General features: G+C 43.4%; 14 protein-coding genes. 12 read left to right on the top strand and 2 right to left on the bottom strand.

The window, feature by feature from the left end; all coding sequences use genetic code 11:
• Window positions 1-174 precede the first annotated feature (174 nt).
• From DWX23_RS01555 to DWX23_RS01600, 10 genes are all read left to right on the top strand, one after another.
• Complete coding sequence (locus DWX23_RS01555) at window positions 175-1,548, top strand: cytochrome-c peroxidase (protein WP_122373146.1); 1,374 nt, start codon at window positions 175-177, stop codon at window positions 1,546-1,548.
• Window positions 1,549-1,574: 26 nt separating this feature from the next.
• On the top strand, window positions 1,575-2,039 hold the full coding sequence (locus tag DWX23_RS01560; protein ID WP_122354507.1) for a septal ring lytic transglycosylase RlpA family protein: 465 nt from the start codon (window positions 1,575-1,577) through the stop codon (window positions 2,037-2,039).
• A gap of 103 nt (window positions 2,040-2,142) precedes the next feature.
• A complete protein-coding gene (locus DWX23_RS01565; RefSeq protein WP_122373147.1) occupies window positions 2,143-3,411 on the top strand; it encodes a TolC family protein in 1,269 nt (422 codons plus the stop codon).
• Window positions 3,412-3,444: 33 nt separating this feature from the next.
• Window positions 3,445-4,530, top strand: a complete 1,086-nt coding sequence (locus tag DWX23_RS01570) for an efflux RND transporter periplasmic adaptor subunit (RefSeq protein WP_199673195.1) — start codon at window positions 3,445-3,447, stop codon at window positions 4,528-4,530.
• Window positions 4,531-4,536: 6 nt separating this feature from the next.
• Window positions 4,537-7,662, top strand: a complete 3,126-nt coding sequence (locus tag DWX23_RS01575) for an efflux RND transporter permease subunit (protein ID WP_122373149.1) — start codon at window positions 4,537-4,539, stop codon at window positions 7,660-7,662.
• 91 nt (window positions 7,663-7,753) lie between these two features.
• On the top strand, window positions 7,754-8,431 hold the full coding sequence (locus DWX23_RS01580) for a response regulator transcription factor (RefSeq protein WP_122373150.1): 678 nt from the start codon (window positions 7,754-7,756) through the stop codon (window positions 8,429-8,431).
• A complete protein-coding gene (locus DWX23_RS01585; RefSeq protein ID WP_122373151.1) occupies window positions 8,428-9,606 on the top strand; it encodes a HAMP domain-containing sensor histidine kinase in 1,179 nt (392 codons plus the stop codon). Before DWX23_RS01580 ends, DWX23_RS01585 begins: the two co-directional genes overlap by 4 nt.
• Before the next feature lie 141 nt (window positions 9,607-9,747).
• Window positions 9,748-10,128, top strand: a complete 381-nt coding sequence (locus DWX23_RS01590) for a GntR family transcriptional regulator (protein ID WP_122354501.1) — start codon at window positions 9,748-9,750, stop codon at window positions 10,126-10,128.
• 5 nt (window positions 10,129-10,133) lie between these two features.
• On the top strand, window positions 10,134-11,024 hold the full coding sequence (locus DWX23_RS01595; protein WP_122373152.1) for a slipin family protein: 891 nt from the start codon (window positions 10,134-10,136) through the stop codon (window positions 11,022-11,024).
• Between the two features lie 30 nt (window positions 11,025-11,054).
• Window positions 11,055-12,050: a BF3164 family lipoprotein gene (locus DWX23_RS01600; protein WP_122373153.1), complete on the top strand. Its 996-nt coding sequence runs from the start codon at window positions 11,055-11,057 to the stop codon at window positions 12,048-12,050.
• A 234-nt stretch (window positions 12,051-12,284) separates the two neighbouring features.
• Here the strand turns inward: DWX23_RS01600 and DWX23_RS01605 are convergent, their stop codons facing one another.
• Both DWX23_RS01605 and DWX23_RS01610 read right to left on the bottom strand, forming a co-directional pair.
• Complete coding sequence (locus DWX23_RS01605; protein ID WP_122373154.1) at window positions 12,285-13,022, bottom strand: carbon-nitrogen hydrolase family protein; 738 nt, start codon at window positions 13,020-13,022, stop codon at window positions 12,285-12,287.
• Window positions 13,023-13,037: 15 nt separating this feature from the next.
• Window positions 13,038-13,739: a carboxylesterase gene (locus DWX23_RS01610; RefSeq protein WP_122373475.1), complete on the bottom strand. Its 702-nt coding sequence runs from the start codon at window positions 13,737-13,739 to the stop codon at window positions 13,038-13,040.
• A gap of 175 nt (window positions 13,740-13,914) precedes the next feature.
• Here DWX23_RS01610 and DWX23_RS01615 point away from each other — a divergent pair, with 175 nt between their 5' ends.
• Together DWX23_RS01615 and DWX23_RS01620 are read left to right on the top strand one after the other, a co-directional pair.
• The gene (locus DWX23_RS01615) at window positions 13,915-14,748 is read left to right on the top strand and encodes a helix-turn-helix domain-containing protein (protein ID WP_122373155.1); all 834 of its coding nucleotides are present in this window, start codon (window positions 13,915-13,917) and stop codon (window positions 14,746-14,748) included.
• Between the two features lie 22 nt (window positions 14,749-14,770).
• Complete coding sequence (locus DWX23_RS01620; RefSeq protein WP_122373156.1) at window positions 14,771-15,730, top strand: ketopantoate reductase family protein; 960 nt, start codon at window positions 14,771-14,773, stop codon at window positions 15,728-15,730.
• Window positions 15,731-15,775 lie beyond the last annotated feature (45 nt).

Consider the following 15,775-nt stretch of genomic DNA (forward strand, 5'->3'; position numbering starts at 1 on the left):
GTAAAGAACACTTTTACGGCTCTTTTTTATTGATCGGAACAATCTGAGCTTGTAATAAAGTCAGCCTTATAAATACAGACTATCTTCTGATAAATAAAACCTATCGGCATTGTGAACATATATTAATAAATATATCTACTTTTGCACTAAACAAATCTTAAACAACCAATAATTATGCGCAACACTAGTTTTAGTAAAATGGCAGTACTTCCTGTCGGACTACTTACATTAGCTTTAACGATGCCTTCCTGTTCATCCAACGAGTATAAGAAGCTTGAAGGCGATAAAGCAAAGCAGGTAGCCTCTATCATTCGCAATAACGGATGTATGGAATGTCATTCAGCCACCGCAAATGTTCCTTTTTACGGCAAACTTCCGATTATTGGCCCGGTTGTACAGGCTGATATGAAAGAAGGTACACATTATCTGGATCTTACAGCTATGCTGACCGCTCTTGACAACGGAAAGCCTGTTTCTGAAGTGGATTTGGCAAAAGTAGAAAACACTGCTCTCAGCGGTTCGATGCCTCCTGCCAAATATTACACCATGCATTGGGGTACCAGTCTGAATGACGACGAAAAGAAAGTAATTATTTCATGGGCAAAAGAGGCCCGCAAGAATAATTATGTATCGCCTACAGTTGCAGAAGAGTTTGCCAATGAACCGGTTCAGCCGTTAGTGGCCTTTATTCCTACCGATTCAGCAAAGGTTGCCTTAGGATTTGATTTGTATCACGATACCCGCTTGTCAGGAGATAATACGATCTCGTGTGCAACCTGTCACGGCCTGAATACTGCCGGTGTAGACCGCAAGCAATATTCTGAAGGTATCCACGGACAATTTGGTGGTGTAAATGCTCCGACTGTCTATAATGCTGCACTTAACTTCGTTCAATTCTGGGACGGACGTGCTGCCGACCTGAAAGAACAGGCTGCCGGTCCTCCATTGAATCCGGTTGAAATGGGAAGTGCTTCTTTCGATGAGATCTGTGCAAAACTGGCAGAAGATAAGGAACTGAGTAAACGTTTTCTGGAAGTATTTCCCGAAGGTTTTACTGAATCGACTGTAACGGAAGCTATCGCTGAATTTGAAAAAACGTTGCTTACTCCAAGCCGTTTCGATAAATATCTGAGTGGAGATAAGAATGCGCTTACAGCAGAAGAACTGGAAGGTTACCAGTTGTTTAAAGACAATAAATGCGCAACATGCCATGTCGGTATGAATCTCGGCGGACAGTCATACGAATATATGGGTATCAAAGAGAACTATTTTGATTATCGCGGTACAGGTATGACAGATGGCGATAACGGACGCTGGGCTGTTACCAAAAATGAATCCGACCGCCATAAGTTCAAAACACCAACTTTGCGTAATGTAATGCTTACGACACCTTATATGCATGACGGTTCGATCCAAACGATCGAAGATGCCATCCAGGTAATGCATGAATTCCAGATCGGTAGACATATTTCAGATGCGGAAACAGCAAAGATTGTAGCCTTCCTGAATACATTGACCGGCGAATATAACGGAAAGCTCCTTCAATAAATACAAATTAGTTATTATATTTGCACATGCCCTTCCGCTTGTCACATATAATACTCCTGTTTATCGCTTTACAAAGCGCAGGGGGTGTTGTGTGGGGACAAGAGGAGGGGCTTGCTTCTTATTATCACGAACGTTTTCATGGACGGAAATCTTCCAGCGGCCGCATCCATGATAAAGACGAACTGGTTGCGGCTCACCGTACTTATCCTTTCGGGACATATCTGCGGGTAACCAATCTGGAAAATATGAAGACTGTGATTGTTTGTGTCACTGACCGAGGTCCGCATCGCAGAAAAAGAATTATAGATGTCTCATCCTCCGCAGCCGAAATATTAGGATTCAAGCGAAAAGGTATAACCCGTGTACGTATCGAAGAGGTACCGGGCCCGATCGATCAACGCTGGCTCGAACTCATTTATCCCCAACAACCTCCCAAACTGCAGACCGATCAGCTGCCGATGCAGCTTTACCGTATGAAAATAAACCCCTGAAAACCTTCTAATTAATTTCTAATTTCAGTTAAGAGTATTCTAATCGTTTTGATTGAGTCTGAAATATGTCAGTCTTATACCTTTGCTTCCAAAAACAAAGGAAATGGGCAAACGATTCATTTTATTATTATTAATCTTACACGTATTCAATCTAAAAACGTCGGCAGAAGTTCAACAAAAACCGCTGACGTTACAAGAAGCCGGTCGGCAGTTTTTTGTCAACAACCTGGAACTTATAGCCGAACGTTATAATATAGAGATGGCCGAAGCCGAAGTTATCCAGGCTAAATTGTTTGAGAACCCGGTCATTTCTCTTGAACAAAACGTCTACAACCGGCTGAACGGGAAATATTTCGATATGGGTAAAGAAGGGGAAGCTGTTGTCGAAATAGAGCAGTTGATCTATATTGCCGGACAGCGTAACAAACGGGTCCGGGTAGAAAAACTCAATAAAGAAATGGCGATCCACCAGTTTGAAGAGGTACTCCGCACATTGAAAAGCGAACTGAACAGTAAATTCATCGAACTTTATTATACGGAAAAGTCTCTGTCGATTTATGACAAGGAGATAGAATATCTGCAACAACTCCTGGAGGTAATGAAGGAGCAGAACGATAAAGGCAACATCTCTTTGTTGGAAAAGTCGAGAATACAAGCACTTCTGTTATCTCTCCAACAGGAAAGGAACGAGACTTCCAACCAGCTTATTTCCCTGCAAGGCGATATGAAGTTATTATTGGGTTTGAATGCATCCGAGACGTTTGAACCCGTTTTCGATGAATCTGTCCTGAAACAGATCGACATAACTTCCATCCCTTTTATCGAACTGAATAACCGTCTTGCCGAACGTCCGGATCTGAAGATGGCACGAACCAATATACAAGCTTCACGTGCAAATGTAAGCCTACAAAAGTCATTAGCCTTTCCGGAGGTCAGCCTGAAAGGTTCTTACGACCGTGCCGGAAACTTCTGCGATAACTATTTTGCTATTGGTTTAAGCATCTCGATCCCGGTCTTCAACCGCAATCAGGGAAATATCAAATCTGCCCGTCTCTCCGTCCTGCAAAATACAAGCCGGGAAGAATTGACTCGCAAACAGGCGGAGAAAGAGCTTTTCACCAGTTATGCCCGGCTGGAAAAAGCGGTTAAACTATACAACTCTTCGAACTATGAGTTGGAACGTGATTTTGAAACCATTATCGACGGGGTAAACACGAATTTCAGGAAACGTAATATCAGTTTGCTGGAATTTATTGATTACTACCAGGCTTATAAAGAAACCTGCCTGCAACTTTATCAAACACAGAAAGATGTCTTCCTGGCTATGGAGGAGATCAACACGGTGACAGGTAGTGATGTTTTCAGCTATTAACGAATAACAGCGAATAAGAAAATGACAAATAAGATGAATAAGAATTGTATTGCATTAATGTTTCTGCTTCCTTTACTGGCAGCCTGTGGCAAAAAGACAACCGGGCCGGAAGAGGGTCCGGCCCCTCTCATGCTTACCGACAGTTTACAGAAGGTTGTTTCGGTTGAAACTGTTCACAATGTTCCTTTAAGCAATGAATTGCTATTGAACGGACGTGTCAGTTTCAATCCCGAACAACTGGCACATGTTTATCCCATCTTCGGAGGAAACATCACTGAGGTGAATGTTGAAACCGGCGATTATGTGAAGAAAGGAGACATACTAGCCATCATACACAGCAGCGAGGTAGCCGATTATGAAAAACAACGGAAAGAGGCAGAGCAACAACTACTGCTGGCAAACCGTAATCAGGAAGCCACAGAGGATATGTTTCGCAGTGGAATGGCTTCCGAACGTGACAAACTGCAGGCCGGACAGGAGGTAGCAAATGCCAAAGCCGAACTTAAACGTATCGATGAAGTCTATGCCATCTATCATATAACCGGCAATTCCACTTACGAAATAAAATCTCCGGTATCCGGTTTCGTGATTGAAAAGAATGTCAGTCGGAATATGCAGATACGTTCCGACCAGACAGAAGCAATGTTTACCATTTCCGGTTTGGATAACGTGTGGGTAATGGCTGATGTCTACGAAAGCGATATCAGTAAGGTGTATGAAGGAGCACCGGTCCGTATAACGACACTCGCTTACAGGGAGAAAAAGTTTACGGGAACGGTAGACAAAGTATATAATATGCTGGATAGCGAAAGCAAGACCATGAACATACGGGTGAAACTAAAGAATGAGGATTATATGCTGAAACCGGGCATGTTCACCAATGTGTATGTGCAGAGCAAAGTGGAAGGGAAGGAAATGCCTCGCGTGGATGCCCGTGCCGTCATATTCGAAAACGGTAAACATTATATCGTGAGCATCGGCAGTGATAATATATTGCAAACCAACGAAGTCACCGTATTCAAACAGACCGAGAAAGATTGTTTCTTGGAATCAGGCGTGAAAGCGGGCGACCGTATCATCAACCGGAATGCATTATTGGTCTATAACGCTTTAAAGTAAACGGATATGCATAAGTTCATAGACAATATAATAGCCTTTTCACTGAAAAACAAATTCTTTATCTTCTTCTGCACCGTCATAGCCATTATAGCAGGTGCTGTCAGCTTTGTTCATACCCCCGTTGACGCTTTCCCCGATGTTACGAATACCAAAGTAACGATCATAACCCAGTGGCCGGGACGTAGTGCGGAAGAGATAGAGAAATTCATTACTATTCCGATCGAAATAGCGATGAACCCGGTACAGAAAAAAACGGATATTCGTAGTACCACTTTGTTCGGGCTTTCGGTGATCAATGTAATGTTTGATGATGATGCCGACGATTTCTATGCTCGCCAGCAAGTCTACAACCTGTTGAACGATGCCGATCTGCCGGAAGGCGTTACACCGGAGGTTCAGCCGCAATACGGACCGACGGGGGAGATCTTCCGTTACACCCTGCGTAGTGACAAACGTTCCGTCCGCGAATTGAAAACATTTCAGGATTGGGTGATCGAGCGTAAACTGCGCGCTGTCCCGGGAGTCGCGGATATCGTGAGTTTCGGTGGTGAAGTAAAGACTTTTGAAGTAAGCGTTAATCCGAACCAACTCATCAATTATAATGTAACATCACTTGAACTTTTTGATGCCATAGCCAAGAGTAATATTAATGTGGGCGGTGATGTGATCACTAAAAGTTCGCAGGCTTATGTAGTACGAGGCATCGGTCTGATCAATGATACGAAAGAGATCGAGAATATCGTAGTCAAGAACATCAACGGCACGCCAATCCTGGTAAAGCATCTGGCAAGCGTGCACGAGTCGAGTCTACCCCGTCTGGGACAGGTGGGCAGGATGGATGAAGACGATGTCGTGCAGGGTATCGTCGTTATGCGGAAAGGGGAAAATCCGGGTGAAGTAATCGCTGCCCTGAAAGATAAGATTGCCGATATCCAGGAGAACTCGTTGCCGGAAGATGTCCGGATCGTATCGTTCTACGACCGGGAAGATCTGGTTGACCTGGCTGTGAACACGGTTACACATAACCTGATAGAAGGTATTTTGCTGGTAACTTTCATTGTGTTGATTTTTATGGCAGACTGGCGTACAACGGTGATTGTATCCATTATTATCCCGTTGGCGCTGCTCTTTGCCTTTATCTGCCTTCGGGCGATGGGGATGAGCGCCAATCTGCTTTCGATGGGGGCGATCGACTTCGGGATCATTATCGATGGTGCCGTGGTGATGGTGGAAGGTCTTTTTGTTGCCCTTGACAGGAAAGCGCGGGAGGTGGGGATGCCTGCCTTTAATGTAATGAGTAAGATGGGGTTGATCCGTCATACGGCAAAGGATCGTGCTAAGGCGGTGTTCTTCTCCAAACTGATCATTATCACTGCGCTGGTCCCGATCTTTGCTTTCCAGAAAGTGGAGGGGAAGATGTTCAGTCCGCTGGCTTATACCCTGGGATTTGCCTTGTTGGGCGCGCTTATTTTTACATTGACATTGGTGCCGGTACTGTCGTCCATGCTGTTGAAAAAGAATGTGCGTGAAAAGCACAACCCTTTCTTGTCATGGGTGAACCGGACGTCCGTTTCTATATTTGACCGTTGCCATGCCCACAAGAAAGTTACGATCGGTATCGCTACCTTGGTGGCGGCCGCCGGCTTGTGGTGCTTCACGTTGTTGGGTACGGAATTTCTTCCCCAGTTGAATGAAGGTTCTATCTATATCCGTGCGACGTTGCCTCAAAGTATTTCTTTAGATGAATCGGTCAAACTCGCTAACCAGATGCGCCGCAACCTGGCATCTTATCCGGAAGTGCGCCAGGTCCTTTCGCAGACAGGTCGCCCGAACGATGGGACAGATGCCACGGGTTTCTATAATATCGAATTTCATGTGGATATCTATCCCGAAAAGAAATGGGAAAGTAGACTGACCAAGGCCGGATTGATAGAAAAGATGGAAGAGAACCTGGCTGTCTATCCCGGTGTCGATTTCAACTTCTCGCAACCGATCACCGACAATGTGGAAGAAGCGGCCAGCGGCGTTAAGGGCTCTATTGCAGTAAAAGTTTTCGGGAAAGATTTATATGAATCTGAAAAGAAAGCCGTAGAAATCTATAAGATATTACAAACGGTCGACGGCATCGAAGACCTCGGAGTGATCCGTAATATCGGTCAGCCGGAACTGCGTATTGAGCTCGATGAATCGCGCCTGGCTCGTTATGGTGTTGCGAAAGAAGATGTACAATCGATCATCGAAATGGCGATAGGAGGTAAGAGTGCTTCTTTATTGTACGAAGATGAACGAAAATTCAATATCATGGTCCGTTATGAGTCTGCCTTCCGAAGGAGTGAAAATGAGATTGGAAAGATCCTGGTTCCTGCCCGCGACGGGACAATGGTTCCTATCAAGGAACTGGCGGATATCACGACGATAACCGGTCCGCTTATCATTTACCGCGATAATCACGCCCGTTTCTGTGCCGTAAAATTCTCTGTCCGCGGACGGGATATGGGTACAGCCGTAGCCGAAGCCCAGGAGAAAGTCAATAAGCAGGTGAAACTTCCCGAAGGCTATACCTTGAAATGGACGGGAGATTTCGAGAACCAGCAACGGGCAACGAAACGCTTGGCGCAGGTTGTCCCCGTCAGCATTGCTATCATATTTGTCATCCTGTTCGTGTTGTTCGGGAATGCCCGGGATGCAGGACTTGTGTTGCTGAATGTTCCTTATGCCGCAGTAGGGGGAATCCTGGCACTCCTGATCACCCGTTTCAATTTCTCTATCTCGGCAGGTATCGGATTTATTGCTCTTTTCGGTATCTGTATTCAGAACGGAGTTATCATGATATCGGATATCAAAGGGAATCTGAAAGCGCGGGAGCCTTTGTCGGACGCCGTCAAGATGAGTGTGAAATCACGTGTGCGTTCAGTGCTTATGACAGCTTCTATGGCAGCTATCGGTTTGATGCCTGCGGCTCTTAGTCACGGTATCGGTTCGGAAAGTCAGCGTCCGTTAGCTATTGTCATCATCGGTGGCTTAATAGGGGCGACATTCTTTACCCTGTTTGTCTTTCCGCTGATGGTCGAAGCCTTCTATCGCCGCATGCTTTATGACAAAGATGGAAAACTGATACAACGAAGATTGTAAATCTGCGAACGTTTGCGTATTCTGCGTCATCCGCGTTCTCTAATATAATCTGAAATCGTATATTTGTGCTCCTAAGTAAATAAGCTTTCAAATGGCAAAAATATTATTAGTAGAAGATGAAGTGAATATAGCCTCTTTCATTGAAAGAGGATTACAGGAATTCGGTCATGAAGTATGCGTTGCTTATGACGGTATGGCGGGTTGGGAGTTATTGCAAAAAGAGAACTTCCAACTGCTGATCCTGGATATTATCATGCCTAAGATGAACGGCTTACAGTTATGTCGCCAATATCGTCAACTCTATGGTTTCCAGTCACCGGTAATTATGCTGACGGCTTTGGGAACAACGGACGATATTGTGAACGGCCTCGATGCCGGTGCCGACGATTACCTGGTTAAACCATTCAGTTTCCAGGAATTGGAAGCCCGTATAAAAGCTCTTTTGCGGCGGTCGGGAATGGAAGTTACGGCCGGCTCTTTACGGTGCGGAGACCTGCATCTCGATCCGACTAGCCACCGGGCCTTCCGGGGGGATGCAGTTATCGACCTGACGGTTAAGGAATATCGTTTGCTGGAATACTTTATACTGAACCAGGGTACAGCCCTTAACCGCCTGACACTTCTGAAACATGTATGGGATAAGGATTTCGATACCAATACCAATGTTGTCGATGTCTACGTCAACTACCTCCGTGCCAAGATAGACAAAGATTTTACTCATAAACTGATCCGTACCGTAGTGGGTATCGGTTATATGATGGAAGCATGAAAACAGGGAATAAAATAGCTTTCTTTTATACGGCAATGACAGTCGGTATCATTGCTTTTGTCACGATTCTTTTCTATTTTATTGCGACCAGTTATATCAGCCGCCTGTATTATTCTTACCTGACGGAAAAAGCCTATGCTACTGCCGAGAAACATTGGGAGAAGGATGAAGTGGACGAGGAAAGCTATGCCCGTATACAAAAACGCTATGAAGAAACGTTGCCTGTCGCTACCGAAATATTATTGAACGCAGACAGTGTGGCAGAGACGCATACGACATTAGGCCGTTATATGACGGAAAAGGAGATTGCACGGTTGTATAAAGGAGATGTGATTACTTTTCATGAAAAGGAGAAAGTGGGAGCTGCCCTTTATTATCCGGACAATGAAGGTAATTTCATTGTACTTGTTATCTCTAACAATCAATATGGAGGGGACATTCAGCAACGTATCGGTTGGCTATTGCTCGCCCTGATCGTCATAAGTGCCGTCCTGATCTATTTTGTCGGTAAACTCTATGCCATCCGTATGGTCGATCGTATCGATGCAGCCTATCAAAGCGAGAAAGCTTTTATCAGCAATGCTTCCCACGAACTGAATAATCCGCTTACAGCCATACAGGGTGAATGCGAGATAAGCCTGTTGAAAGAACGTACCCCTGCCGAATACCAGGCAGCGTTACAACGTATTGCTTCCGAAACAAAACGTATCATCCAGTTGATGAAGCACCTTCTTTTCTTGTCGCACGGCGATAAAGAGATATTGAAGAATGCCACTGAAAAGATTATGCTGGCCGACTTCCTGATGCAATTCGTAGGTAACCGCATCAGATTCACGACCGACACCTTTGCATACTGCCTGGAAGCAAATCCGCATCTTTTGAAGATCGCTATCGGTAATATCCTGAACAATGCCTGTAAATACTCCGGAGAGGGGCCTGTTGAAATGCGTTTGAAATGTTCCGTTCTCGAAATACAGGATTTTGGTATCGGTATTCCGGCTGAAGAATTGAAACGAGTTTATCAACCTTTCTACCGTGCGACCAATACCCGTGAATTTGCCGGGCACGGTATCGGTCTTAGTTTATCGTTGCGTATTTTGAATTCTTATGGTGCCAAAGTGGATATAAACTCCGAAGTAAATAAGGGAACAAGAGTTATTATAGACTTTGGATAATAAAGGCTTATCTTCATCTATTTATCGACAAACATTTTTTCCCGATAAAAAAATCTGAAATAAATTTGGTGGAATAAATTTATTTTGTTCCTTTGTACTATATAAATAGTACAATGTTTGTATAATATAATATATACCTATATGATTAAGTTTCTATTAGATTATTCCAGCGGCGTTCCGGTATACCGTCAGATCATCGATCAGATTATATTTGGTATAGCATCCGGACAGCTTAAATTAGGTGAACAGCTTCCTACGGTCAGGGCACTTGCCGTCGAGTTAAAGGTGAACTTGAATACGGTATCGAAGGCATATAAAGAATTGGAGATCCGGAATATTCTGGAGACTCAGCAAGGTACCGGAACTTTTATCAATAAAACGGAAAATGTAATCGCAGAAAAGGAGAGGGAAGATAAGCTGAAAGAAATTTGTGTGCAGTTTTCTTCTGTAGCATTTAGTTACGGCTTTACTCTCGATGAAGTCGTGCGAGAATTGAAAGACATTGAAACCTCTAAAAAATAATACTTATGACAACAAATGTAATCAACAAGGGATGGTTTAATCCAATTTCTATTTCAGTATTGTTGGTACTGATTTTTGTATCGGTCGCTCTGTATATTTTACATGTAGTAAATACGCCGGTTTTGTTGTTCCTGATTCTTATTTCAGGCTTATTGTCTCTTTCGATCCGTATTGCCGACCAATGGGAGCGGGCCGTGGTGTTGCGTATGGGAAAGTTCAAAGGCTTAAAAGGGCCCGGACCGTTTATAATTATTCCTATATTAGACAGTGTATCTGCTTATATCGATCAGCGGGTACGTGTAAGTTCCTTTAAAGCTGAACAAACCCTGACAAAGGATACGGTGCCGGTAAATGTGGATGCCGTCATATATTGGACAGTGTGGGATGTGGAGAAGGCAGCTTTGGAAGTGCAGGAATATCAAAAAGCTATCGAACATATTGCTCAGACAGGATTAAGAGACACGATCGGTAAGCATGAATTGTCTACTCTTTTGCAGGAACGCGATAAAATAGCGGAAGATCTGCAGCTGCTTTTAGATAGAAATACCAATCCTTGGGGTATTACGTGCCAAACCGTTGGTATTAACGATATTGCCATACCGCAAGATCTGGCTGATGCGATGAGTAAGGAAGCTCAGGCTGAACGTGAAAGAAGAGCCCGTGTCATTTTGGGTACGGCAGAAACCGAGATTGCCGATAAGTTTGAACAGGCTAGTAAAAAGTATACCGATAATCCTGTAGCACTACACCTGAGAGGAATGAATATGCTTTTTGAGGGATTGAAAGAGAAAGGATCTATGATCATTGTTCCCAGTTCGGCATTGGACACCATGAACCTAGGTGCTATAGGAGGATTGGCATCGTTGGCTAAAAGTCATGAAGAGTCTGTAAAGTAATAGTTTAAGAACCAAACAAAATTAACGATTATGCGGATATATTCTTTAATGCTGGTATTATGTTGCGGTTTAATAGTAGCATGTAGCTCTACCGGTCATGATTTTCCTCGTGAAGAAACATTGGTTCAGGAATTGATGCCCTTGCAGGGGATAACCAATCCCTGGAAAGTAGAAGTGAAACCGCCTTACCTGATTATTCAGAATGTAAAGCGTCGTGACAGTATATTTCACATCTATGATCTGACAAGCCGTGAACTGAAAAGTGCCTTTGGAGTGGAGGGGCAAGGTCCGGATGAGTTTGTTTCTTCATACTTATTTCAGGGGCCGCTTTCCGATTTTCTGATTGGTGATTTTGGTAAGAATCAGATAGCCCGGTTTGGTATCGACAAAGAAGGACAGCCTGTTTTCAAAGATGTAAAAACATTCGGTTATGACAATGCTTTATATGACGCAGCCTTTATTAATGACTCCTTATATATTGCAGATCCTAAATATATGTTAGTCCCCAGCCTTTATATGTTGGCTGTAAAAGATTCATTGCCGCAGAAAATATGGACATACAGGAGTCCGGATATCATGGATTATTCACTGGATCCGGATATGGGGAATGTGTATGCAAATGAAAGTCGTATAGTATTTTGCTATGGATATAAGAAGCAGATTGATTTTATGGATATCAATTTTAACCTTATCAAAAGGGTGACATTTGATTTTGACGCTTCTGATGTAAGTGTTCTGGCAAGTGAAAACGCAAAAGTAAGTTATGCTTATGGTCATTTGGGCAAACGCTATCTGTACGCATTATTTTTCGGAACATCATGGAAAGAACACAATGCAAACAATACGCGGGGAACGATCCTTGAGGTATTCGATCTGGATGGCAATCCGGTTATCCGGTATCATTTGGATGGCAAACGGCCTGTTCAATTTGCTGTCGATGAAGAAACCTTTACGCTTTACGGATCGATAGAGGACGGAGATCCGGAAGATAATTTGCTGGTGTATAAACTAAAAGGACTTTCCTAATTGGGATAGCGATACCGGTAATCATTGATTACAAGAACAAATTGTTTCGGGTTGAATAAAAAAACGAAATGGCCTGCTTTCACAAGGGGGCCATCTCTAAACCAAAACCTTAACTATGAAAAAATTTACGTTTTTCACCAGTAAAGATACAACTTATTTCTTATCTACCTCATGGTTTTCTTATTATTTTTTACAAAATCGCATTTTTAACAAATAGACTGCTGATAAACAAGCTCAGACGATCGTACGGATGGTGTCGACAGATTTGCTTAAGGTATCGTAAATCAGTATGCCTTCAGTCTGGCTGTCGAACTGTGCTATTAATTCGCCCTCCTGGTTCCATATAGAGGATTTGCCCGCACATTCATAACCGCCTGATGTCCCGATATAGTTGGACATGAACGTTATCATTTTATATGTTGAAGCTATTTTTGAAAGCTTTTCGATGTCAGCATCTACGCCGTTGACGGAATTGAGGACACTTGCCATATAGATGTTTGCATTCATTTTATGTGCATGGGCTGCATGTTCTTCGTTGGATAATTCGTAGCAGATGGCGGGGGCAATGGTATTTGCTTCGTCAAAAGGGATTACACAAGGGGTATTACCGGGGGTGAATATATCTTTCTCGGTAGGATACAGGTATTGTTTTGAATAAGTGATTCTCTCTTTTCCCGGTTGGAAAATAACCATACTGATAAATAAATTATCATCTTTTTTAGTAGGCAGGCCTGCACCTATGATCAGGTTCTTTTTATCACAAATTTCTTGCAACGGGGTCAGTCTTTCATCCTGTGAATATATCGCCAGCTCTTTTGCCAGTTCTGGTTCATAGCCCGTCAGCGATAGTTCGGGAAACATTATCAGGTCCGATTGTCCGGACGATGCGGCTTCAATAAACTTCAAATGCTTACTCAGATTTTTTTCGATATCACCTTTTATCGGTTCTATTTGTGCAATACTTATTTTCATATATTTTCTGTGTCTTTATAAAGTTCGTCCTATCCATTCATTGAAAACAGTCAATTGTTCTTGTGTATGGAAATAATGTTCCGATCCTTCGACAATCTCCAGTTGGCAGGAAAACTGTTCGGCAAATCGGGATATGACATCGTTTTCGCATAGCTCATCTTTGCCGCCGTATAGAATATGGGTAGGGGTATTCCAATGGGATATCGGATGATCCTTAACGAAACTGTAATAATCCCAATAGAGTTTTTGTCCTATAGGCGTGGATATGGTCTGTTGCCTTTTCAGTTCTTCTTCCGTTATGGAAAACCAGGTCATCATATTTTCGATAAGGCGTCGCATATCGACGATCGGGGAGAGGAACCATGCTTTTCCTATTACCTCCTCCGGATAAGCCAATAAGCTGAAATAGGCTCCTATACTGTTTGCAAATAAATCGATATGCTTCCAGTTCGTTTTTGCATATTGCATAACGGTAGTAAGATCCTTAACACAAGACCGGACTTTACAGGGAATGCCTTCGTTTATTCTATCTCCATGCTCCGGCAGGTCAAAACTCAAAACCTGGTAATCATTCAGCAGCGCATTTTGGGCTACGATCTCAATAGGTGTATCTGCCTTATTCGATCTATTTCCATGAATGGCAATAATGACTTTTTCGGATTTGCTGCCCCATGTGATAGCTGGTATATGACTTATTCTGAGAGCTGTTTTTTGCATGATGAATACATTTGTCATGTTTGGACAAAAGTATGGCTTAATTTTCAATCGGACAAAATATGGAGGTTCTATCTTTGTGCCGGTTGTGTCCCGAATTGCTTTTTGAAGCATAGCAAAGATTTGTCCTTTTTTTACACTAGGCGGATCATGTAATAACCTTACCCTTTGTACCGGTATGAATAAATTTAAAGTTATACAACCTTCCGGGTTACTTGCTCCGTATGTAAAGCAATATTGGTTTCTGCGGATGGAAGACGTTGTGAGAAGTTCACAGCGCCTTGTTCCGTTGGGTTGTGTGGCATTAAGTTTTCATCGGGGGAACTTTGCGTATTCATCACAGGAAAAAGGGTGCTTGCCCCGGTCGCATCTCTATGGCATAACGGCCGGTTATACAGACCTTGTCTTTTCCGGCTGTATTGATTTTATCAGCATTGTTTTTCAGCCTGCGGGAACCTGTCGATTCTTCCTTATATCCCCCGGTGAACTGAAGGACCGGCAGACCTCGCTCGATGTATTGGACGACCCGGAATTGCTTGAGTTGGAGCAACGTTTGAACGAGACGGCTGATGATTTAGCCTGTGTCGGCCTTATAGAAAAATTTCTGTTCAGCCGTATGTGCTGGTTCGGCAAACAGGATGACAAACGGATTCATGCGGTAATAGACGCTATCCGGCAGGGAAATACAGATGTCGATAGTCTGGCGCAAACCGCCTGCCTGAGTTACAAGCAGTTCAAACGTGTTTTTAGTGAAAAGATCGGAGCAAACCCGAAAGATTTCCTGCAAATCGTGCGTTTCCAGAAGCTACACCATTTGATGCAGTTGCATACAAGTATGACATTGGCAGAACTGGCTTATGAATGTGGTTACTACGACAAATCGCACCTGATAAAGGAACTGAAAGATTTTTCCGGATTTACACCGGCTCAGCTTTTCAATGCCTGCGAACCGGTATATTCCGGATATCACGGACTGTTCCGCTCGGCGTTTATCGATCTTCCTCCCGAATAGCAAACAATAAATATATTTTATTATGAAGATTCTTATTTTTGGCGCGGGCGTGATTGGCTGCACCTATGGCTGGCAACTGACCGAGGCCGGGCACGACATCAGTTTTCTGGTTAGAAAGGGAAAAAAGATGCCGATTGAAGAACATGGTATTCATATCCATTGTACGGATTACAGAAATGGAGGAAAGGTGGAAGCGGAGACCGTTTTCCGTCCAAAGGTCCTGGATATTCTTTCGGCCGACAATGATTTTGAGTATATCATCGTTGCGACAAATAATCTCCATCCCGAAGAAGTCTTGTCTGTCCTGAAAGAATCTGTCGGAAAGGCCCATATTCTTTTCTTTCAGAATATATGGTATGATGATCTGGAAAAAATAAGTAAATACATATCGCCCGGACAATATTTCTTCGGTTTTCCTTTTATGGCTGGTGGAGGCCGGAATGAAAAAGGACTCGATACGATTATTTCCGGTTCCGGATATTCGAAAACAATGCTGGGCGAAGTATCCGGTGAAATAACGCCGCGTGTACGGAAAATAGCGGATGCAATGGACGATGCCGGCATGAAGCCATTTATATCCGGTCAGATCATCACATGGCTTCTTCCTCATTGTGCGTTTATAGCCGGGCTTTCGGCCGGAGTTCTGAAAGCCGGGGGCACGATGGAGGCTTTTCTTAAAAAACGGGAGATTGTCAGGGAGGCAATAATGGCTGTCAGAGAGGGTTTCCATGTCTGTTCTGCGATGGGAACCGATCCTAAAAAAGAGAAAGTGAACAAACTCTATTATCTGCCTATGTTTATTTGTATTCCAATCGTACGGAAAGTTTTTAATGATGAAGCGATGCAGGCTATGTTCGATGGCTATCTGCGGAATTCGGCAAAAGACGTGAGCAGAATGTTGGGCGATATTCTCTTACAAGGAGAGCAGCAAGGGGTTAAGGCTGTGTCATTAAGAAGATTACAACAGGATATTTTTAGCTGACCCGCTTCTCTTTCCGATTGTTTTTCGTATGTGCGGATACGGTCC

This window comes from Parabacteroides sp. AF18-52 (assembly GCF_003479145.1).
Lineage (GTDB): Bacteria > Bacteroidota > Bacteroidia > Bacteroidales > Tannerellaceae > Parabacteroides > Parabacteroides faecis.